Source organism: Micromonospora sp. NPDC023737, from assembly GCF_040639715.1.
In the GTDB taxonomy this organism is placed as follows: domain Bacteria; phylum Actinomycetota; class Actinomycetes; order Mycobacteriales; family Micromonosporaceae; genus Micromonospora.
The window spans coordinates 116,866-137,423 of record NZ_JBFAAL010000013.1; the positions used below are offsets into that span (position 1 = coordinate 116,866).

Here is a 20,558-nt window from a genome sequence, read left to right on the forward strand (position 1 = left end):
CCCGGGCACCCGACGACGGTGCACGGCCGGAGTCGGCGTACGGTTTCCGCCATCGGCGGGCGCGGGATGCATCCGGCCGCCGGCGCGAACGCCCGGGAGGGCCGGTGCCGGCGCGGACGGTGCCGCGGACGCCGGTCGCGCCACCGACGTCGCGCAGGAGGAACCGATGCAGGACCGCACCCCTCGCCCCCAGGACCTGGAGCCGATCGAACGCGCCGGTGTGGACGAACTGCGGGCGTTGCAGCTCGAACGGCTGCGCTGGTCGCTACGGCACGCGTACGACAACGTGCCGCACTACCGGCGGGCCTTCGAGGCCGCCGATGTGCATCCCGACGACTGCCGTGACCTGGCCGACCTGGCCCGGTTCCCGTTCACCGGCAAGGCCGAGCTGCGGGACAACTACCCGTTCGGCATGTTCGCTGTGCCCCGCGAGCGGATCGCCCGGCTGCACGCCTCGTCCGGCACGACCGGCCGGCCGACCGTGGTCGGCTACACCCGCGACGACCTGACGACCTGGGCCCGGCTCATGGCGCGGTCGATCCGCGCCTCCGGCGGCCGGCCGGGCGACCGGGTGCACGTCGCCTACGGCTACGGCCTGTTCACCGGCGGCCTGGGCGCGCACTACGGGGCCGAGGAACTGGGCTGCACCGTCATCCCGGTCTCCGGTGGGATGACCGAGCGTCAGGTGATGCTGATCCGCGACTTCCAGCCGGAGATCATCATGGTCACGCCCAGCTACATGCTGGCCATCCTCGACGAGATGCGTCGACAGGGGATCGACCCACGCGCCACCTCGTTGCAGGTCGGCATCTTCGGCGCGGAGCCGTGGACCGAGGACATGCGCCGGGAGATGGAGCACCTGCTCGACCTGCACGCCGTGGACATCTACGGGCTCTCCGAGGTGATGGGCCCCGGCGTGGCCAACGAGTGCGTCGAGACCAAGGACGGGCTGCACCTGTGGGAGGACCACTTCTACCCCGAGATCATCGACCCGGTGACCGGCGAGGTGCTGCCCGACGGCGAGCGGGGCGAACTCGTGCTCACCTCGTTGACCAAGGAGGCGATGCCGGTCGTCCGGTACCGCACCCGTGACCTGACCCGGCTGCTGCCGGGCACCGCCCGGCCGATGCGCCGGATCGAGAAGATCACCGGACGCACCGACGACATGATGATCGTGCGTGGAGTGAACATCTTCCCGACCCAGGTCGAGGAGCTGATCCTCCGTACGCGCGAGCTGTCCCCGCACTTCCAGTGCGTACTCGCCCGGCAGGGGCGGATGGACACGCTGACCGTGAAGGTGGAGCGCCGGGCCGGGGTGGCCGGCGACGCCGCCGAGCGGGCCGGCGCCGCCCTGGCGGACCTGGTGAAGAACACCATCGGGGTGAGCGTGGCGGTCGAGGTGATCGCACCGGACGGGGTGGAGCGTTCCATGGGGAAGATGCGGCGCATCGTCGACCAGCGGCGGGCGGGCTGACGTGGGAAACGAGCGCAACGCGGCGTACGACATGTTCGACGCCGATCCGGCCTCCCGTGGGCTCGGCGTAGAGCTGGTAGAGGCCGCCGACGGGGCGGCGGTGGCCCGGATGCGGGTGACCGAGGCGATGATCAACGGGCACGCCATCGCCCACGGCGGTTTCGTCTTCCTGCTGGCCGACACCGCCTTCGCGTTGGCCTGCAACAGCTGGGGTCCGGCCACCGTGGCGGCCGGTGGGGAGATCACCTTCGTCCGGCCGGCACGGGTGGGCGACCTGCTGACCGCGTACGCCACCGAGCGCACCCGCTACGGCCGCAGCGGCATCTACGACGTCACCGTCACCCGGGACGACGGCGCGGTGATCGCCGAGTTCCGCGGGCGCAGCCGCACCCTCGTCGACCGGCCCGCGCCCGCCGCCGACGGCGCGACACCCGGTCGCTGACCCGCCGGTGGCGGGCCGGCGCCGCCGTCGGTCCTGCCCGGCACGGTGCCGTGCTCCGGCGCGGGCTGCCCGGAACGGCCCTCGGGACACGGCAGGATGACCCGATGGGACATGTCGTGCTCTTCCACTCCGTCCACGGACTGCGCCCGGCGGTCCTGGCGGCGGCCGAACGCCTGCGCGCCGCCGGGCACCAGGTGGTCACACCCGACCTCTACGGCGTACCGGCCGCGGACGACGTCGAGGAGGGCTTCGCCCTGCTGGCGGAGATCGGCCACGACGTGGTGCTCGGCCGAGCTGCCGAGGCCGTCGCGCACCTGCCGCCGGACACGGTGCTGGCCGGCTTCTCGATGGGCGCCGGGGTGGCCGGGGCCCTGCTCGCGGAGCGTCCGGCCACGGCCGGGCTGCTGCTCCTGCACGGCACCGGCGGCTCGCCGGCCGCGGTCCGGCCGGGCCTGCGGGTGCAGCTGCACCTCGCCGACCCGGACAGGTACGAGCCACCCGAGGAGGTCGACGAGTGGCGCGCGGCGATGACCGCCGCCGGGGCGCAGCTCGAGGTGTTCCGCTACCCGGGCGTCGGACACCTCTTCACCGATCCGGACGTGCCCGACCACGACGCGGCCGCCACCGAGGCCACCTGGCACCGGGTCCTGGCCTTCCTCGCCGGCCACCGATCCTCGCAGCCGGCACCCGATCCGGCCGGCCTTCCGTCCGCGCCGGCCTGAGCCGGCCCGGGGCGGGCGGTTCGGTCGACGGATTACCGCCTCAGCGGCACCGACTGCCGGCGGCTCAGGCGGCGGCGGTCCCGGCCGTGACGGGCGGGGAGTCTCCGGACGTGGCGGCCGCGCCGGAGTGGACGTGCGGCTCCTGCGCCGCCGGATCCGCCTGATCCGGCCAGCGGCCCGTCCGGACCTCTCGCGGCGTGGGTGTCGGTGGGTCCGCTCGATCCGGCCAGCGGCCGGGCCGGACCTCTCGCGGCGTGGGCGCCGGTGGGCGCGAGGCGGGCAGGTCGGTGCTGCCCGGACGTCCGACCGGGGACAACCGATCGCCGACCGGCCGCTCCGGATGATCTTCCCTGGCTGGCCGGAAGTCCCGTCGTCGGGCCGTGCCGTCCGATCGGGGTGCCGACGCCGGGTTGACCGGGAAGGTCGCCGTCGACGGGTGGCCGTCCCGGCCGGGGCGTGCGGACTGCGCCGCGGACCGGGCGGCGGCCCAGCGCGGTGCCGACCCGGCGGGACCGGCGTCGCGGACGACAGGAACCGGCCCCTCCGATCCCAACCGTTGCGCGGCGCGCGAGGCGAAGACGACGCGGAGCCGGCGCGGCAACCGACCGGCGGCCACCCGGCGCAGCGCCGGTGTGGCCAGCGTGTACCGGCCCTTGGTGAGGGCGATCAGGAGGTCGGCGGCCAGCAGCGCGGCCAGGGCGGGCCGGGCCTGCCCCGGCGACCAGCCGAGCAACCGCTCCACGGCGTCGGCGGTGAACCCGTCGGGCAGGCTGGCCCCGGCCATCAGCGCCGCCCGCTGCGTGCCGTCCAGCCGGTCGACCTCGGCCCCGACCGCGCGAACCAGCGCCTCCGGCAACGGCGGCGCCGCCGGGTCCTCGCCGTCGGCGAGCGAGCGGACGTACGCGGCCGCGTGTCCGGGCGTGTCACCGACCAGCGGGAGCAGCCGACCCACCCGGTTCACCGGCTGGCCGGAGCGGACCAGCAGCTGCCGGAGCAGCCGGCCGGTCTGAACCGGGGCGAGTGGGCGCAGCGGTACGCGGCAGCGCCGGCCCGCCGCCACGGGCAGACCTTCGGCCCGGTCCGTGCCGTGCAGCGTCACCACGGCCAGTGGCAGCGCCCGGGCGGCGGCCGCGGTGAACAGGGCGTGCAGGAACCGGTCGACCGCCGGGACCGCCCGGTCCAGGTCGTCGATCCCCACCACGAGCGGTCCCCGGGCGGCCAGGCGCAGCAGCACCTCGTGGAACCAGGCCGCGGCCGCGGCAGCGGTGGCATCCGGCGCCGCGAGCAGCCGTCCCAGCGCGGGCACCGCCGTCGCCAGCCGGTTGGGCGGAAGCAACCCGGTCAGCGCGCCGGCCAACCGCTCGCGGACCGCCGACGACGGGTCCGCCGGGCCCAGAGCGAACAGGTCGCGCAGCAGATTGGCCACGGGGGCCAACGACTCGTGCGGATGCGGCGGGCAGGATGCCACACACCAACGCACCGGCGCCCCGTCGACCACGTCGACCGCCCGGGTCAGCTCGTGCAGCAGCCGGCTGCGGCCGCTGCCGGACGGGCCGGTCACCGACACCCACTGCGGGTTGCCCTCGCGTATCGCGCGAATGATGCGGTCCCGGGCGGTGGCCAGTTCCCGCCGCCGGCCCACGAGCGGTCCGTCGTGTCGCGGGGCAGGCTGCCCGGTCGGCGCCACCACCTGCCAGATTCCCAAGGCGGGCGTCCGGCCGGGCACCGTGACCGGGGTGAGCTGCCGCTGCCTCACCAGCCCGGCCGTGGCCCGCTGGGTCGCCGGGCAGCAGACGACCGCGCCCGGCGGCGCGTACGCCTGCAACCGCGCCGCGGTGGTGATGACCGCGCCGCTGGCCACGCCGTGCCCTCCGTCGCGGACGGCGGGCAGTTCCACCACGGCCTCGCCCGTGGCCACTCCGACCCGCACCTGCAGCACGACGGCGCCGGGCAGTGGCCTTCGGTCCAGCGCCCGCTGGATCTCCAGTCCCGCCCGGACGGCCCGGTACGCGTCGAACCCGTCCGACTCGCGGGCGCCGAACAACGCCATGACCGCGTCGCCGACGTACTTCTCCACCACCCCGTTCCAGCGGCGCAACACCCCCGCCACGGTGTCGAAGTACGCCCGCTGCACCGCCCGTACGTCCTCCGGGTCCAGCCGGTCCACCAGCGCGGTCGAGCCGACGATGTCGACGAACAGCACGGTCACCGTCCGTCTCTCCTCCGGCACCGGCCAGCGCGGCGACGGGACCCGCGACGCGGCGGCGGCGAACGTCGACATGGCCTTCCACCTGCCTTTCCCCGGTTGACGGCGCGCGACCTCAGGAGACTCGCACTCCGCGGCCGACGGGGGATCGGTAGGACGACGTATGTCGACCGCCGCAACCTTCGGTCGCATTGCCGACGCGAGGAGTACCACATGGGGCAAACGGCCGTAGAACGGTGCGGGGGCCTGTGACTAGGCTGCCTGCCATGGCCAGCGATGTGGACACTGCACCGCTCATCGGCCGGGCCGACCTGCTGAAGTCGGTCCGGTCGGCCCTGCTCGACGACGTGGCGCAGGGGCACACCGCGGCCGTCTTCCTCACCGGTGAAAGTGGTGTGGGCAAGACGCGGCTGCTGCGCGAGGTCGGTGCGCGGCTGCGCGACGCCGGCGCCCTGGTGCTCACCGGGTCGTGCCTGGACATCGGCGACGCCTCACCGCTGCACCCGCTGCTGCAGGCGCTGCGCCGATTCGACGCCGAACTGTCCACCTCGCACACCCGTACCTCCATGGCCGTCCGGGCGCTGCTGCGGATGTTCGCCGAGGAGACCGCCGGGCCCGACGGCGCGGGCGCGCTGCTGGAGCGGGTCTCCCGCGGGCTGCACCTGATCGCGGAGGGCCGGCCGCTGGTGCTGGTGCTGGACGACTTGCAGTGGGTCGACCGCAGCACTCGGCAGCTTCTGCTCTACCTGCTCGCCGGTCTCGGCGACCTCCAGCTGTCGGTGCTCGCGGCCATCCGGGCCGAGTCGTTGCAGGGCGCGCACCCGCTGCGCCGGGTCCTCACCGAGCTGCGCCGGCTGCGCTCGGTCCGGGTACTGGACCTCGCCCCGCTCGACCGGGGCGCAACCGAGCAGCTCGCCGCCGCGGTGGTCGGTGGCCCGCTCGGCGCCGAGTCGGCCGATCAGGTGTGGCAGCGCAGCGGTGGCAACCCGTTCGTCATCGAGGAGCTGGCCCGGGACCTGCGCGACGGCCGCGACGGTCTCTCCGACACCTTGCGGGAGATCTTCCTGGCCCGCGTCGACGCGCTGCCCCAGCCCGCGCACGCCGTGGTGCACGCCGTCGCCGCCGGCGTGGAGCCGGTGCAGCACTGGCTGCTGGCACGGGTGGTACCGCTGCCGGAGCAGGAACTCATCGAGGCCGTCCGGGCGACCGTCGCGCACCGGCTGCTCGTCAGCGCGGACGACGGCTACCGGCTACGGCACCGGCTGGTGGCCGAGGTGCTGGAGGACGAGCTGCTGCCGGCGGAGCGTTCCGCGCTGCACCGCCGCTACGCCGAGGCGCTGACCTCGGCGGAGGCCGAGCTGCACCAGGCCCGGCTGGCGCACCACTGGCGGCTGGCCGGCGAGCCCGCCCGCGCGCTGCCGGCGGCGGTCGCCGCCGCCCGCGAGGCGGAACGTCTGCACGGCTACGCGGAGGCGCATCGGCACTGGTCGGCCGCGCTGCAACTGGCCGACGCCCCGGCCGTCGGCACGCGTACGGTGGACCGGGCCGACCTGCTGGGACACGCCGCCGAGGCGGCCCACCACTGTGGCGAGCACGCCCGGGCGCTGGCCCTGCTGGAGGAGTTGGCCGGCGCGGGCGCCATGTCCAGCTGCGCGCTGCACATCCGCCGGGCCCGCTACCTCGCCGCCGCCGGGCGGTCCGCACTCGCCGAGGCGGAGTACCGGCGGGCGTTGGAGGCCCACGACTGCACGCCCCGGGAACGGGCCACCGCCGCCGCCCACCTGGCCGAGTTGCTGCTGCACCTGGGCCGGTACGCCGACGCGGGGCGGCGGGCCCGGGAGGCGCTGGAGCTGACCGCGGTGGTGGACGGCGCCACGTCCGAGGTGGTGCTCGCGAGCGCCGCGTTGGGCTTCAGCGAGGCGTACCTGGAGGACCCGGACGCCGGCCTAGCGGTGGTGCGGCGGGCGTTGGAGATCGCCGAGCAGGCGGGCCGCCCGGACGACGTGGCCTGCGCGTACCTGCACCTGGCCGAGTTGCTCACCGGCCCGCTGAACATCCTCGAGGAGGGGGTGGTGGTGGCGCGCCGGGGTGCCGAGCGGGTCGCCGAGCTGGGCCTCGGCCGCACCTACGAGACCCGGCTGCTCGCCATCGCCACGAACGGGCTGTTCCGGGTTGGGCAGTGGGCGGAGGCGGAGAAGGTCGTCGCGGCGGCGCTGCGGCACCGCCCGTCCGGCGCCGACGCCGTCGAGCTGCTGCTGGCCCGTTGCCGGCTCTCGGTCGGCTACGGCGACATCGAGGCCGCCGACCGGGACCTCGACGCCGTGGCCACGGTGCTCGCCGGCGGTGGTGCCCGGCACGTGATCCCGCTGTTGACCCTGCGGGCCGGGCTCGCCATGTGGCAGGGGCGGCACGATCTCGCCCGGCAGGCGGTGCAGCGCGGGTTGACCGAGAGCCGCTCCGACGACGTGGCGATCCTCGCCGCGCTGGTCTGGCACGGGCTGCGCGCCGAGGCCGAGGCGCACGCCAGCCGCACCGTCCCGGTGGACCGGACGGCGGTACGGCGGCTGCGCGACGTGGCCGACCGGGTCGCCGGTAAGAGTGAGAAGGCCGCCCGGCCGGTGCGTGACGTGGTCGACGGGTTCCTGGCGCTCTGCGACGCGGAGGTGAGCCGGCTCGACGGCAACGACCCGGAGTTGTGGGCCCGGTCGGTGGCCGAATGGGATCGGCGCAACCACCCCTACCCGGCGGCGTACTCGCGGCTGCGGCAGGCGGAGGCCCTGCTGGCCCGGCGCAGCCGGGTGGCGACCGCCGGCAAGCTGCTGCGCGAGGCGTACCGGACGGCCCAGGGCCTCGGCGCGGTGCCGATGACCTCGGAGATCAGGACGCTGGCGACCCGTGCCCGGGTGACCCTGGACGAGCGGGAGCCGGCCGCGGGGCGGGACGCGGCGACGGACGCGGCGGGCGGCGACGACCTGGCGACGCTCACCGCGCGGGAGCGCGAGGTGCTCGCCGCGGTGGCCGAGGGACTGACGAACAAGGAGATCGGCCAGCGGCTGTTCATCAGCGAGCGGACCATCGGGGTGCACGTGTCGCACATCTTCGACAAGCTCCAGGTCCGCACCCGGGTCCAGGCCAGCGCGATCTACCTACGTAACGGGCGCGGCTGACCCGCCCGGCGCGGACCGCGCCTTATACGTCGTTCTACTGATCCGGCGGACAGCGCCGGCTGAAAGGCTGTGCCCTGTCGCGGTCGGCGAGCAGGTGTCGTGCACCACTGTGGAGGAGAGATGTCGGAACCGGTCTGGGGGCCCGTGCACCGGGACATCGTCGACCTGCTCGCCGACCACCCGGCCGACGTGCCGGCGGTGGTCGACCACCTCACGAAACTCCAGGACCTGCTGGTCCGGATGCCTCCGCTGCTGGACAGCTGCCCGCTGGCGGACTTCAACAAGCTCTACCTGACCATCACCACCACCGTGCTCGACGGGCTCTACGACGACCGGTTCGTGGATCCGGTCTTCCTGTCCCGGCTCGACGTGGAGTTCGCGGCCCGCTACTTCGACGCGATGCGGCTCTGGACCGACTCCAGCGCGGGCACGCCGAAGGCCTGGGCCTGCCTCTTCGAGCGCATGCACGGGCCGGACGCCCGTCCGTTGCCCTCGGCGGCCGCCGGGGTGAACGCCCACATCAACTTCGACCTGCCGTTCGCCCTGGTCACGACGTTCGACCACCTCGAGTCCGAGCCGGTGGACGGCAGTGACCAGCACCGCGACTACCTCGAGATCAACAACATCTTCGCGGAGAAGATCCCGCAGCTGCGCCGGGGCTACCTGGAGCGGTGGCAGTTGCTCATCGACATGCTCAACGGCGACATCGACGACTGGTACCAGGGGGAGCTGGTCGAGTACACCCGCGACGTCGCCTGGCGCAATGCGCAGAAGATCTGGCAGTGCCGGCACGACCCGGCCGCCCATGAGTGTGAGCGCAGCCGGCTGGATTCGACGGCCGCGGCGCTCGGTCGGCTGCTGCTCTCGCCCCTGGGGGCGTTCCTGCAGTAGCCGGGACGGGGGGTCCCCGCGTTCCGTCCGGGGGGCGGAACGCGGGGGCGTGCCATCGGAAGGCGCGGGGGAAGCGCCGCCGGTTCGGGGGGACCGGCGGCGCCCTGCGGCCGCCCGGTCGGCAGGATGCTCCCGTGACCAGCTACGAGCAGCCGCTGACCGGAAACGTCACCCGAGGGCTGGTACGCGTCGGCGACACCGTCCGCCGCCCGGCCGGTCCGTGGACCGACGCGGTGGACGCGCTGCTGCGACATCTGCACGAGGTCGGCTTCCCGGGTGCGCCGCGCCCGCTCGGCCGCGACGAACAGGGCCGGCAGGTGCTGGAATACGTCCCGGGCGAGTGCGGCCCGGTGGACGGCACCTACCCGCTCGGGGAGCTCGCCGGCGTCGGCGCCCTCCTGGGCGATCTGCACCGGGCCACCGCAACCTTCGTGCCGCCGCCCGGCGCGCGCTGGCAGCCCGCCATCGCGCCGGACCGCGAGGAACTGGTCTGCCACCACGACGCCGCGCCGTGGAACCTGGTCCGCTCCGCGCGGGGTTGGGTGCTGATCGACTGGGACGGGGCGGGCCCGGGATCCCGGCTCTGGGAGCTGGCGTACGCGGCGCAGAGCATGGCCGGCATGCGGGCGGACCGGCCGGCGGGCGAGTCGGCCCGCCGGCTGCGCATTCTGGTCGACGGGTACGGACTGCCGGAGGCCGAACGACCCGCCCTGGCGGCGATGCTGCCGCGGCGGGCCGCGGCGATGGTCGAGCTGCTGCGGCGGGGCGCCCGCGACGGACGCCAGCCGTGGGCCCGGATCTGGACCGAGGACGGGGCGTACTGGCAGGAGACCACCCGGTACCTGGCCGCCCACGTACCGCTCTGGGAACGGGCGCTGCTGGACTGAGCCTGCCCGGCCTCCGGTGTTCGGGGTGTCGGCCGCCCGGCACCGGGTACGCCGGCCCTATGAATCCGCCGATCCGGCGCCGGCCGACCGCCAGGCCCCGCCCCGCGCGCCCCGGGCCGCCGCGCCCAGGTGGCCCCACCCCGTGTCCCAACGGCGGTACGCGATGAGCCGACGCTTCCCGTTCCGCTTCGACCCCGCGTTCCGTCCGATGCTGGCGCTGGTCGGCGTCCGGCCGGGGACCGCCTGGGCGGAGGTGGACGACGGGCGGCTGGTCGTCCGCTTCGGGCCCTGGCGGTTGACCACCGCGCGGGAGAACGTGACCGGGGTGGAGCGTAGCGGGCCGTACCGCTGGTGGCGGGCGATCGGCGCGCACCTGTCGCTGGCCGACCGCGGGGTCACTTTCGGCAGCAGCACGGCGGCGGGGCTCTGCGTCCGCTTCCGTACCCCCGTCCCGGCGCTGGCACCCGGGCGGTGGCTGCGTCACCCGGCGGTGACGATCACCGTCGCCGACCCGGACGCCCTGGCCGGCCTGCTGGAGGGTGTGAGCCGCTGAGCCGCTTCCCCGTTTCCGCCGGGCGGGAGCCGGCGTAGCCCCTACGGTCGGGTCAGGAGCGGCGAGTTGCGGGACGGGGCACATGGCTGAGGAGCACGGGGGGAGACCGCGACGGGCGCACGGGCGCCGACAGTCGACCGGGCCCGGGCCGGAGTTGCGGGCCGCCCGCGATCCGAACCGCCCGGAGCCCAGCGGCCGCCGGGTGACCGTCCCGGAGCGGGTGCCCAGCCCGTCGCGCCCCGCGCCGCCGCCCGGCCGTCTGCACGGGTGGCTGTTCCGGCACCGGGTGCAGCCGGTCGGTCCGGAGGCGGTGGAGGGGCAGGCCCGTACGCATCCCTGGTGGCAGGTGATGTGCCTGACCGGGGTGGACTACTTCTCCACGTTGTCCTACCTGCCGGCCATCGCGGCGGTCGCGGCGGGGGCGCTCTCGCCGCTCGCGACACTGCTGATCGTCGCGCTGACCCTGTTCGGGATGCTGCCGATGTATCGGCGGGTGGCCCGGGAGAGCCCGCACGGGCAGGGCTCGGTGGCGATGCTCGAGCGGTTGCTGCCGTTCTGGCGCGGCAAGATCTTCGTGCTGGTCCTGCTCGGTTTCGTGGCGACCTCGTGGATCATCACGATCACGCTCTCCGCGGCCGACGCGACAGTGCACCTGCTGGAGAACCCGTACCTGCCGGACGGTTTCCACGGCACCGGGGTCGCCGTCGCGGTCACCGTGGTGCTGCTGCTCGTCCTCGGCGGGGTGTTCCTGCTCGGGTTCCGGGAGGCGGTGGCGGTGGCCATCCCGCTGGTCGCCGTCTTCCTGGTGCTCAACGCGGTGATCGTGGCGGACTCGATGGCCCGGATCGTCGGCGACCCGGGCGTCCTGGCGGACTGGGGCGACGCGCTGACCTCGGGTGTCGGCGGGCCGGGCGACATGGTGTTGACCACCGTGCTCGCCTTTCCCCTGCTGGTGCTGGGGCTGTCGGGCTTCGAGACCGGCGTGAGCATGATGCCGCTGGTGTCCGGCCGGGGCGCGGACCGCGAGGCCCGGCTGGCCGCGCGGATCCGCAACACGAAACGGCTGCTCACCGCCGCCGCGTCGATCATGTCGGTCTACCTGCTGCTGACCACGTTCGTCACCACGGTGCTCATCCCGCCGGAGGCGTTCCGGGCGGACGGTCCGGCGAACGGCCGGGCGCTGGCCTTCCTCGCCCACGCCCACCTCGGCGAGGTCTTCGGCACGGTGTACGACATCAGCAGCGTGCTCATCCTCTGGTTCGCCGGCGCCTCGGCGATGGCCGGCCTGATCAACATCGTGCCGCGCTACCTGCCGTCGTACGGCATGGCGCCGGAGTGGGCGCGGGCGGTGCGCCCGGTCGTGGTGGTCTACACGCTGGTCAGCGTCGCGATCACGCTCGCCTTCCGGGCGGACGTCGACGCCCAGGCCGGTGCGTACGCCACCGGGATCCTGGCCATGATGGTCTCCGGCGCGACGGCGGTGACCATCGCCGTGCTCCGCCGGCGTCAGCGCGTCGCCGCCGCCGGTTTCACGGTGCTCACCCTGGTGCTGCTGTACGCCCTGGGCGACAACATCGTCGAGCATCCGGACGGCATCGCCATCTCCAGCCTGTTCATCCTCGCCATCATCGTGGTGTCCCTCATCTCCCGGGTGACGCGGACGACCGAGCTGCGGGCCGAGCGCATCGAGTTCGACGACGCGGCCCGCAGGTTCATCGCCCAGTCGGTGGCGCACGACGGGCGGCTGCATCTGATCGCCAACAAGCGCAAGGCCGGTGCGCTGAAGGAGTACACCCTGAAGGAGCGGGCCCAGCGGGCGATGAACCCGGTGCCCGGCGCGGCCGACGTGCTCTTCCTCGAGATCGACGTCATCGACCCCTCGGAGTTCAGCCACGTGCTGCGGGTGCACGGAGTGGAGGTCGGGGGGTTCCGGGTGCTGCGGGCCAGCAGCCCGGCGGCCCCGAACGCGATCGCCGCGATCCTGCTGGCGCTGCGGGACGTCACCGGCGTCCGGCCACACGCCCACTTCGAGTGGTCGGAGGGGAGTCCCATCGGGCACCTGTTGCGCTACCTGATCCTCGGACGCGGCGACACCCCGCCGGTGGTCCGGGAGATCATTCGGCGCAGCGAGCCGGATCCCGCCCGGCGTCCCGGCATTCACGTCGGCGGCTGAGCGCCGGCACACCGCCCGCCGTCCCAGTGTCCGGGCTGTATGTCCCCTTCCTGGTTCAGATGCGATCCAAAACATGAATGGCAACGACTATTCACGTTCACACCAAGCCGTCCGTATTGCGCTCGTATCGTGGGTTTCGGTGGTTGACGGCACGTCGCTCACCCCGCGCCCGTTTCGGCGCGGCTAGGTCAGACAGCCAGGAGGGCGGAAGAGATGTCGACGTACGGAGGGAGCCGGCGGGTGGTACCCAGCCGGCCCCGTTGGTTGATGACGGGAGGGCTGCTCGCGGGCAGCCTGGTCGTGGGCGCGGTGGGGGTCAGTGGCGTCGCGGCGGCGGCCGGTGAACCAGACCGGCCCATCATCGACGCGACGAGTGACCGCGTCGGTCGGCCGGACGGCCGGATTGCCGATGGCCCCGGGACGGGACGTCATCCGGTGGTGCAGGTGCCCTGCGACGCGGAGAAGCTCGTGGCGGCGCTCGTGAAGGCCAACGCGGAGGGTGGCGGGTCGCTGCGGCTCGCGCCGAAGTGCAGGTACACGTTGACCCAGGCGTTCGCGCAGCCCGACGACTACGACGGCGGAATCCGAGACGCGCGGGAGGCGGCCGACGCGGCCGAGAACGCGGGCGGCGCGGCCGCAACCCCGGGTGCTGTGGCTGAAAGTCCGGCTGCCGTGGCTGAGAGTCCGGCCGCTGTGGTTACATCCCCGGGCGCGATGGCTGTAAGCCCGGCCGCTGCGGCTGAGACCTCGAGCGCTGTGGCCGAGAGCCCAGCTGCCGTGGCTGCGAGCCCGGCCGCCGCGGTGGAGAGCCCGGCTGCTGCGGCCGAGACGCCGGGAGGTGGGGCCGAGACGCCCGGTGCTGCGGCTGAGACGCCGGGTGCTGGGGCCGAGACGCCCGGTGCGGCCGAGACGCCGGGTGCTGGGGCCGAGACTCCCGGCGACGCGGAGGCGCCCCCGCGCAACCTGGCGGACGACAAGGCGGGCCTGCCGGTGATCTACCAGCCGATCATCATCGACGGGGCCGGAGCGATCATCGAGCGTGACAAGCAGGCCGAGGAGTTCCGCTTCTTCACGGTCCGTGACGGCGGTGAGCTGTTCCTGCGCGATGTCGAGCTGCGCAACGGGCGCTCCAAGATCGAGGGCGGCGCCATCCACATCGTGCACGGCGCGACCGCCGTCGTCGAGCGCGTCACCTTCACCAGCAACACCTCGCTCTCCAAGGACGGCGGCGGCGGCGGCATCTTCAACGACGGCAACCTCGTTGCCTCCGACATCCGGTTCGTCGGCAACAGCGCGGCCGGGGCCGAGGGCAAGGGCGGGGGCCTGCTCAACGGTGGCGTGCTGACGCTGCGCGACTCGGAGTTCCGCCGCAACAGCGCCAACGCGTACGGCGGCGGCCTGGGCAACTACCGCGGCGCGGCGGACGTGGAGGGCACCACGTTCGCTCAGAACAGCGCGGTGCAGGGTGGCGGCATCGCCAGCTTCTCGGCCCGTACCAAGGTCCTCGACACCGAGGTGCTCGGCAACACGGCCAAGATCGGCGGCGGCATCGCCAACTCCGACGCGGTGATCGTGCTGCGGGGGATGACGATCCGGGACAACATCTCCACCGTCAAGGGTGGCGGCATCTCGACGACCCAGGGCCTGCTCCCGCTGGACGACAGCGTGGTGGCGGGCAACACGAGCCACGGCCACGGCGGTGGCATCTACGCCGAGAAGTCGAACCTGCTCGTGCGTGGCAGCGACGTCGCCAACAACGAGGCGGCCGGTGTCACCTCGAAGGGCGGGGGAATCTACGGGACCGCCGGTCAGGTGTCCATCTACACCAGCGAGGTCTTCGGCAACAACGCGACCGGGCAGCCGGGCGGTCTCTTCATCGAGCGGGCGCAGGTCCGCATCGACGACGAGAGCGTCATCACCGGCAATGAGCAGACCAACTGTGTGGGTAGCACCACCCCGGTGACCAACTGCTTCCGCTGACGGCGATCGGCGTACGACAGGGCGCACCCGGACGCTCGCGACGGTCTCGATGACCGCCACGGGCGCACCGGGTGCGCCCGGCCGTGCACAGGGGGTCAGTTGCGAACTCGGCGCGCATCGGTGTCCTACTTGGACGGCTCCGGCAGAGCGCAGTCGACCTTGGGGTTGGCGCCGATGTAGTTCAGCGGGCCAGCCACGATCGTGACCAGGATGGTGCCCGCCTCCGCGCAGTTGGTGTCGTCGCCGCCGTAGTAGCCACGCTGGCCGGCGGCGATCGCGCCGATGATCAGCCAGATCACGACCAGGACTCCGAGTATCGAGGTGCCACGCATGGCGTGCCTCCTGAGGGGGTTGTGGTGTGTGAGGTGCAGCGGTTGTACCCAGCCACGCAGATCGGCTAACGGTGCCACCGATCGGCGGCACCTCCCGGGCCGTCCGGCTGGCCGTGGGTGGGCCGGTGGTACGAGGTGGCATCGGCCGGCCGCACCGGTTCGGTCGTGGTCACTATCGGATCGAGGACCGATCTCCGCGCCACCCACCTAGGCGCACGTAGAACTGGCCTCACGGCGCTCGCCGAGGAGGAGCCATGGACACCCGGACCCCGACCCGGTACATCGACAGCCCCACCGACGTGGCGTTCGCGGCCCGTGCACTCGCCGACGGCGCGGTCGTCGCGGTGGCCTTCGCGAACTTCTACGCGCTCGTCGCCCGGCCGGAGGCGGAGTGTGTACGCCGGCTCAACCTGGCCAAGGGGCGGTCGGCGGATCAGGTCGGCAGCATCACGGTGGCCGCGCACCGGATACCGTCCATGTTCAACTGGTCCCGGATCTCACCCCGGTTGCCGGAGCGGCGGGTACGCGCACTGATGGAGATCCTCTACGGCGCGGGCCCGTTCGGGTTCCGGGGCCCGGCCGTCGACCGGCTGCCGGACCATCTCACGCAGCACGACCGTGGGGTACGCACCACGCAGGTGATCGCACCCGGGGTGCTCTGCCCGTCGAACGCCTTCATCGAGCAGGCGGCGTCCGAGGCGGGGGTGGACCACCTCGCGATCACCTCGGCGAACCGTTCCCGCCACCTGACGGGGGTCGACGAGGAGCCCGCGCACTGGAGGGTCGACCGCCTCGCCGCCGACTTCGCCCACCTTCCCGACCTCGTCCTGCTCGCGCACCGTGACGAGGCGGCCGCCCGCGCCGCGTACGCCGCCTACCTGCCCACCTCGGTCACGCTGCTCTCGTTCCACCAGCCGGAGGGGGAGCGCGAGGAGCCTCCGGTGCTCATCGTGGACCGGCACGGTTCGCTGCACGTGGACACGGTTCGCCGGGCGGCGGCGCCGCTCGGGCTCCAGGTGCGCCTCGCCGCAGGCGCCGGGCAGCGCCTGCGCGTGCGGGCGTACGACGACGCGCTGGTGTGACGCGCCGAGGGGGCGGGCCGGGCGGTCGGCTGGTGTCGGCCGTGGCGGTCACGGCCATCGGCGTGGCGGCGGGCGGCAAACCGTGCCCGGATCCCGGGCCCGTGCCGGCGAGACGATCCGCTCGGCGGCACGGGCCCTGCGGCCGGTGTCAGGCCTCGCTCGTGCCGTTCTGCACGGGCAGTGCGGTCGCCGCCTCGTCCGGTGCGGAGGCGAGCACCCTCGCCTGCTGCGGCCAGGTGGCCAGGCCGGGCGCGGCCCGCAGGCCGGCGGCCCGGATGAGGTCGCGCAGCGTGGTCTCGTCGAGCTCGGCCAGCTGCTGGTAGGTCCGGACACCGGCAGCCTGAAGCGCGGCGGCCATCTTCGGACCGATGCCCTGGATCCGGCGGAAGTCGTCCACCTCGACCGAGGTCGCGGCCACCGGACGGACCGGCGGGGTGGCGACCGCGGACCGCCGGGTCGCCGCGGACGGCGCCTCGGCTCGCTCGTCGTCCTTGGCCTCTTGGGTGGACGGCGTGGCCCCGGCGACCGGGGCGTCCATCATCGGCCCGTCCGCCGGCGCGGCCTCGATCGGCGCGGCCTCGATCGGCGCGGCCGGCGGTCCGGCTGCGAGGTTCGGGGCGACACTCGTGGCCTCGCCCGGCATGGCCTCGCCCGGCATGGCGGCGACCGGTTCGGCCGGCGGTCCGGCTGCGGGGTTCGGGGCGGTGGTCGCGGCGTCGGTGGCCTTCACGTCCGGCCCGGCCTCGGCCCGCGTGTCCGCGGCCGGCCTGACATCGGTAGAGGCCTCGGGACCCGGCTCGACGTGCGCCCGCGTGTCCTCCTCGGAGCCGGTCGCGGACACGAGAACACCGAACGGCTCGGCCGCGAAGGACGCGCTGAAGCCCGTCTCGGTCCGGGGCGTCGTGGCGCGGACCGATTCGTCGCCGAGGGCCGAACCCGTCGCCGGCTCGGACTCGGCGGTGACCTCCGCCGGTTCGGGGGAGTCGTCCGCTCCGGCGGCCTCGAGCCGCTCGGCCTCGGGCGCGGAACGCGGTGCCACGACGGGCACCGGACCGTCGGTCAGCGCCATGTCAGCCGGGTCGACGTCGGACGCCGGCACGGCGTCGGTCGTCGCCGCGAGCGCCGCGTCGTTCGGCACCGCGGTGTCGTTCGGCTGCGTGAGCGGGTCGGTGATCGCCTGGTCGGCGGCTTCGCTCGGCGCCGGGTCGATCGTCGCCGCCGCCGGTCCGGGGTCGGTGACCGCGGCCGGCGCCGGGGTGGCGAGCACGGCCGTCCCACCGTCCACGGTGGGCCGTCCGGACTCTTGTGCGTCGCGCCGGCCGCGCAGGATCCATCCGCCTGCCACGCCGAGCAGCAGGGCCAGTATCACTGTCAGCGAGTGCCCGAAGGACCATGCCACGGCAGACCTCCCTCTCACCTCGTCGATAAGTAACGTGGGAAAACCCGCCGCAGCTTCGCATACGCGCGGCCGGGGCGCTCGGGAGGCTCGGGGTCGTACCGTAACGGCGCAGCCGTCCGGCACCAGGGGTGCGTGGGACGTGACTCACGGTGCCGGATCGGACGGCGACGACCCCGGCGCGTCGCGGCGCCGGGGTCGTTCAGGCAGTGGATTCAGTCCTCCTCGCCCCGGTAGGTGTAGAAGTCGTCCACGAAGTTGCGTCGTAGCCTGGGCACCCGGCTGGTGACGCCGAAGTAGCCCCGCGCGCCGAGCAGCGCGAGCCGGCCGACGACGGGCTTGTACATCCGATCGTCCCCACTGGTGCCGCTGCGGTTGAGTGAGTCGGCGACCCGGGCGAACCCGTACGGCAGCATCTCCGTCTCGTAGTCCGCGACCGCCTGTAGCAGGGTCTTCTCGCCGGCCGCCGCGAGGCGCAGCTGCCGGCAGAGCAGGACGGCGTCGCGCAGCGCGGTGTTCGCGCCCACCCCGCGGCCCGGGGTCATGGTGTGGATGGCGTCGCCGAGCAGCGTCACCGTGCTGCTCTTCCACGGCGGCACCGGCTCGGAGGTGGTGACCCGGATCGGTAGCGCGCTGGCCGGGTCGCCGCGCATCAGAAGCTCACGCAGGTTCGGGTGCCAGTTCCCGGTGAGGTCGAGCGCGACCTGCACGAGTTCCTCGCCGCGGCGTTGCATCACGTCGTGCGGGAACCTGCGGGCGGTGCTCCAGACGACCAGGTTGATGTTGTCGCGGGTGGGGTCGTGCGCCCGGCCGGGCCATCGGGACAGCAGAGCCGCGTCGGCCTCGCTCACCCCGGGCTTCAGGCGGCCCTCGGCGTCCCACTTGAAATCCATCACGTGCAGCACACCCATCATCCCGCCGGTGCCGAAGATCAGCGAGATGCCGCGTTGGAGCCGCTCCGGCAGGAGCGAGCGGGTGTGCGCGGTGAGCGGGATCCGGGTCGCGATGTTGATCGTTCCGGCGTCCCGGGTCACCGCGTGCGGCAGGTACTGCCGGCGTACCGCGGAGTGGGTGCCGTCCGCGGCGACGAGCAGGTCCCCGCTCGCGCTGCTCGCGTCGGCGAAGTGGGCGGTGACCGCACCGTCGTCACGCTGCTCGTAGTGGGTGAAGGTCTTGTCGAAGTGGACGACGTCCTCCATGCCGGTGAGCAGGACCTGGCGCAACGTCATCCGGGACACCGACCGTTCGGTGTCGACCGGATGGGTGTCCGGGCGCAGCTCGAACGAGGCCGTCCGTCGCATCCGCTGGGTGATGACGTTGAACCAGCGCGGCGAGCGGGCGCAGGTGGCCAGGTAGATGTCGAACAGCTCCGGCGACAGGCACTCGCGCAGGGCTCGGCTGCCGGTCGGGCCGATGCCGACCCGGTAGCCGAGCAACCCCTCGCCCCGGGTGCGGTACCGCTCGTACACGGCGACGCTGATCCCGGCGCGACGCAGCCCGTGCGCCAGGCACAGGCCGCCGGTGCCCGCGCCGATGACGAGCACGTGCGGCGCTGAGGCGGACATGGCTGCCCTCAGCCGGCCGCACGCGGCGCGGGCGCGGCCGCGGTGGCGGCGTCCCACCGGTAGAAGCAGCCGGCGATCGCGTCCCGGGGGGAACGCCAGGTGGGCAGGTACGGCGAGGTGTGCGCCGAGAGCCGCTCGTTGACCTGCCGGTAGAGCGGATGGTTACGCGCCTCGCTCAACGCCTCCGGGGCGACGTCGGCGGTCTCCATCAGGTGCACGAAGACGTCGTGCAGGCAGTACAGCGACCGGTGCGTGACGCCGGTGAGGCCGGGTAGCTCGGTGGCGTCGGACTCGGTGAAGATCTGCGCCACGCGGCCCTCCGCGCCGGGGGCTATCCTGCTCACGATCAGTAGACGGCTCATCGGACCCCTTCCGCAGGTGGCCCCCGTCGGAGGCCTCGGGACTGTCGTGCCGCCCACGGTGCCGCCCGGCCTGTCACCTGTCCGTCACGCGTTGCGCCGCGTCGGTGACGCCGGACGGGCCGGTCCGCCCGGCGCGCGGCCCGGGTGGCCGGGGGCGCGGCGCGGTGCGGCACCGCCCTCGCGGGTAGCGCGGCGGATCGGCGCGAGCGTGTCGTCGAGCAGCGCGCACATCGCCGCCGAGGGCTCCAGCCGCAGCTCGCGCCGGAGCAGGTCCCGGTACACGTAGAAGGCGTGCACCGCCTCGAAGGCGTTGCCCTCGGCGAGATGGATGCGCACCACGAGCCGGTGCGGTGTCTCGCGCAGCGGCTCGGCGGCCATCGCCTCCAACGCCGCGTCCAGAGCTTCGCCGTGCCGGCCCGCCGCCAGGTGCTGGCCCGCCACCTGTTCCAGCATGTGCAGGCGGAGCTGCCGCAGTCGCTCGCGCTCCAGCAGTACCCAGTCGTCGTACCAGCCGGGGAGCAGGTCGTGCCGGCCGGCCGTGAGCGCCCCGCTCGCGATCCGGGGATCGTCGTCGTCACGTACCCGGTTGGCGGTGCCGACCAGTTCGTCGACGTCGAGTCGGACGGACGGGGCCAGCCGTACGGTGTCCGCGCTGACCGTGAGGGGACAGTAGGGGTCCTGTCGCAGCCGCCACAGCGCGGTGCGCAGCGATGACAGCGCTCGTTCCTCGGCGGCGTCGGGCCAGAGCAGGCCGGCCAGCTGGCAGCGGGTCGCGCCGGGGCGCAGCCCGATCAGTGCGATGACCCGTTGCAGGCCGCGGGGCACCACCACCGGCGTGTCCCCGTGCAGCAGTTGAAAGCCGCCGAGCAGGTGCAGCGAGATGTCGGCGCCGGGACGAACCCCGGTCAACGGCATGGACGGATCAGCGGCCACGGCGGCACCCCCTGCGGGACGAGCGTTCCGGCTGTCTGCTGTGTCCCCCGGCGCGGCTGCCCGTGACACCGCTGTCTTCGCTCTGCCAAGGCCGCGGCGTCGCGCCGGGCCGCCGGGCTGACCGTGACGAAGATTATCAATAACCGTCACTCTGGGTCAACACGATGATGTCGGTGCAGATCGTCGCCTAACAACCGCGAGACTAGCTCTGAACTGCGAATATCTGCTAGCGAGGAAGGTTCGGGATGGGCGGCGCATAGGTTCTGCACAGCTTGCGTCAACGCAGCGTCACCAGATGGGGCTGCTGTGGAGCGCGTCGCGGTGACGCCCTCGTGACGAGTCCCGACGCATCGTGGCGGCAGTCGTCCGGCTCGACCGGCATCGCCGTGCACA

At 73.7% G+C, this 20,558-nt stretch carries 15 protein-coding genes and 1 pseudogene; 10 read left to right on the plus strand and 6 right to left on the minus strand.

Annotation, left to right across the window (positions count from 1 at the left end):
- The first annotated feature begins 166 nt into the window (after positions 1-166).
- The 3 genes from paaK to AB0F98_RS24410 are packed head-to-tail and all read left to right on the plus strand — an operon-like array spanning position 167 to position 2,638.
- The gene (gene paaK / locus AB0F98_RS24400) at positions 167-1,474 is read left to right on the plus strand and encodes a phenylacetate--CoA ligase PaaK (RefSeq protein ID WP_357739294.1); all 1,308 of its coding nucleotides are present in this window, start codon (positions 167-169) and stop codon (positions 1,472-1,474) included.
- A 31-nt stretch (positions 1,475-1,505) separates the two neighbouring features.
- A complete protein-coding gene (gene paaI / locus AB0F98_RS24405; protein ID WP_357739415.1) occupies positions 1,506-1,916 on the plus strand; it encodes a hydroxyphenylacetyl-CoA thioesterase PaaI in 411 nt (136 codons plus the stop codon).
- 50 nt (positions 1,917-1,966) lie between these two features.
- Complete coding sequence (locus AB0F98_RS24410) at positions 1,967-2,638, plus strand: dienelactone hydrolase family protein (RefSeq protein ID WP_357739297.1); 672 nt, start codon at positions 1,967-1,969, stop codon at positions 2,636-2,638.
- Between the two features lie 64 nt (positions 2,639-2,702).
- Here AB0F98_RS24410 and AB0F98_RS24415 read toward each other — a convergent pair whose 3' ends face one another.
- Positions 2,703-4,919 carry an adenylate/guanylate cyclase domain-containing protein gene (locus AB0F98_RS24415; protein WP_357739299.1) on the minus strand — a complete coding sequence of 739 codons (2,217 nt, stop codon included), beginning with the start codon at positions 4,917-4,919 and terminating at the stop codon, positions 2,703-2,705.
- A gap of 191 nt (positions 4,920-5,110) precedes the next feature.
- Between AB0F98_RS24415 and AB0F98_RS24420 the strand changes: the two genes are divergently transcribed.
- The 6 genes from AB0F98_RS24420 (at position 5,111) to AB0F98_RS24445 (ending at position 14,495) form a co-directional block, all read left to right on the plus strand.
- Positions 5,111-8,011 carry an AAA family ATPase gene (locus AB0F98_RS24420; protein ID WP_357739302.1) on the plus strand — a complete coding sequence of 967 codons (2,901 nt, stop codon included), beginning with the start codon at positions 5,111-5,113 and terminating at the stop codon, positions 8,009-8,011.
- Positions 8,012-8,131: 120 nt separating this feature from the next.
- Positions 8,132-8,902 (plus strand): DUF5995 family protein, encoded by a 771-nt coding sequence (locus AB0F98_RS24425; protein WP_357739305.1) that lies wholly within the window; start codon positions 8,132-8,134, stop codon positions 8,900-8,902.
- A gap of 134 nt (positions 8,903-9,036) precedes the next feature.
- Complete coding sequence (locus tag AB0F98_RS24430) at positions 9,037-9,789, plus strand: phosphotransferase (RefSeq protein ID WP_357739308.1); 753 nt, start codon at positions 9,037-9,039, stop codon at positions 9,787-9,789.
- 142 nt (positions 9,790-9,931) lie between these two features.
- Entirely contained in the window at positions 9,932-10,342 is a 411-nt protein-coding gene (locus AB0F98_RS24435) for a hypothetical protein (protein WP_357739310.1), read from the plus strand.
- Positions 10,343-10,424: 82 nt separating this feature from the next.
- Positions 10,425-12,515, plus strand: a complete 2,091-nt coding sequence (locus tag AB0F98_RS24440; protein WP_357739313.1) for an amino acid transporter — start codon at positions 10,425-10,427, stop codon at positions 12,513-12,515.
- 213 nt (positions 12,516-12,728) lie between these two features.
- Positions 12,729-14,495, plus strand: coding sequence for a hypothetical protein (locus AB0F98_RS24445; protein ID WP_357739316.1), 1,767 nt, complete (start codon positions 12,729-12,731; stop codon positions 14,493-14,495).
- A gap of 125 nt (positions 14,496-14,620) precedes the next feature.
- On the opposite strand, the gene AB0F98_RS24450 is transcribed toward AB0F98_RS24445, so the two are convergent.
- Positions 14,621-14,827: a hypothetical protein gene (locus AB0F98_RS24450; RefSeq protein WP_357739320.1), complete on the minus strand. Its 207-nt coding sequence runs from the start codon at positions 14,825-14,827 to the stop codon at positions 14,621-14,623.
- A 254-nt stretch (positions 14,828-15,081) separates the two neighbouring features.
- Between AB0F98_RS24450 and AB0F98_RS24455 the strand changes: the two genes are divergently transcribed.
- A complete protein-coding gene (locus AB0F98_RS24455) occupies positions 15,082-15,909 on the plus strand; it encodes a hypothetical protein (protein WP_357739323.1) in 828 nt (275 codons plus the stop codon).
- A 148-nt stretch (positions 15,910-16,057) separates the two neighbouring features.
- Here the strand turns inward: AB0F98_RS24455 and AB0F98_RS24460 are convergent.
- From AB0F98_RS24460 to AB0F98_RS24475, 4 genes and pseudogenes are all read right to left on the minus strand, one after another.
- Positions 16,058-16,303, minus strand: a pseudogene (locus AB0F98_RS24460) (helix-hairpin-helix domain-containing protein); the annotation flags it as partial.
- Positions 16,304-17,520: 1,217 nt separating this feature from the next.
- Positions 17,521-18,870: an NAD(P)/FAD-dependent oxidoreductase gene (locus tag AB0F98_RS24465; RefSeq protein ID WP_357739327.1), complete on the minus strand. Its 1,350-nt coding sequence runs from the start codon at positions 18,868-18,870 to the stop codon at positions 17,521-17,523.
- Between the two features lie 8 nt (positions 18,871-18,878).
- Entirely contained in the window at positions 18,879-19,232 is a 354-nt protein-coding gene (locus AB0F98_RS24470; protein WP_357739330.1) for a TcmI family type II polyketide cyclase, read from the minus strand.
- A gap of 84 nt (positions 19,233-19,316) precedes the next feature.
- Entirely contained in the window at positions 19,317-20,165 is an 849-nt protein-coding gene (locus AB0F98_RS24475) for a BTAD domain-containing putative transcriptional regulator (protein WP_357739333.1), read from the minus strand.
- Between the last annotated feature and the right edge of the window lie 393 nt (positions 20,166-20,558).

Excerpts from the sequence above, each read along its gene's own strand:
- paaK (WP_357739294.1), top strand. The coding sequence starts at position 167 with ATGCAGGACCGCACCCCTCGCCCCCAGGACCTGGAGCCGATCGAACGC.
- AB0F98_RS24470 (WP_357739330.1), bottom strand. The coding sequence starts at position 19,232 with ATGAGCCGTCTACTGATCGTGAGCAGGATAGCCCCCGGCGCGGAGGGC.
- AB0F98_RS24465 (WP_357739327.1), bottom strand. The coding sequence starts at position 18,870 with ATGTCCGCCTCAGCGCCGCACGTGCTCGTCATCGGCGCGGGCACCGGC.
- AB0F98_RS24425 (WP_357739305.1), top strand. The coding sequence starts at position 8,132 with ATGTCGGAACCGGTCTGGGGGCCCGTGCACCGGGACATCGTCGACCTG.
- AB0F98_RS24455 (WP_357739323.1), top strand. The coding sequence starts at position 15,082 with ATGGACACCCGGACCCCGACCCGGTACATCGACAGCCCCACCGACGTG.
- AB0F98_RS24420 (WP_357739302.1), top strand. The coding sequence starts at position 5,111 with ATGGCCAGCGATGTGGACACTGCACCGCTCATCGGCCGGGCCGACCTG.
- AB0F98_RS24445 (WP_357739316.1), top strand. The coding sequence starts at position 12,729 with ATGTCGACGTACGGAGGGAGCCGGCGGGTGGTACCCAGCCGGCCCCGT.
- paaI (WP_357739415.1), top strand. The coding sequence starts at position 1,506 with ATGTTCGACGCCGATCCGGCCTCCCGTGGGCTCGGCGTAGAGCTGGTA.
- AB0F98_RS24440 (WP_357739313.1), top strand. The coding sequence starts at position 10,425 with ATGGCTGAGGAGCACGGGGGGAGACCGCGACGGGCGCACGGGCGCCGA.
- AB0F98_RS24415 (WP_357739299.1), bottom strand. The coding sequence starts at position 4,919 with ATGTCGACGTTCGCCGCCGCCGCGTCGCGGGTCCCGTCGCCGCGCTGG.
- AB0F98_RS24450 (WP_357739320.1), bottom strand. The coding sequence starts at position 14,827 with ATGCGTGGCACCTCGATACTCGGAGTCCTGGTCGTGATCTGGCTGATC.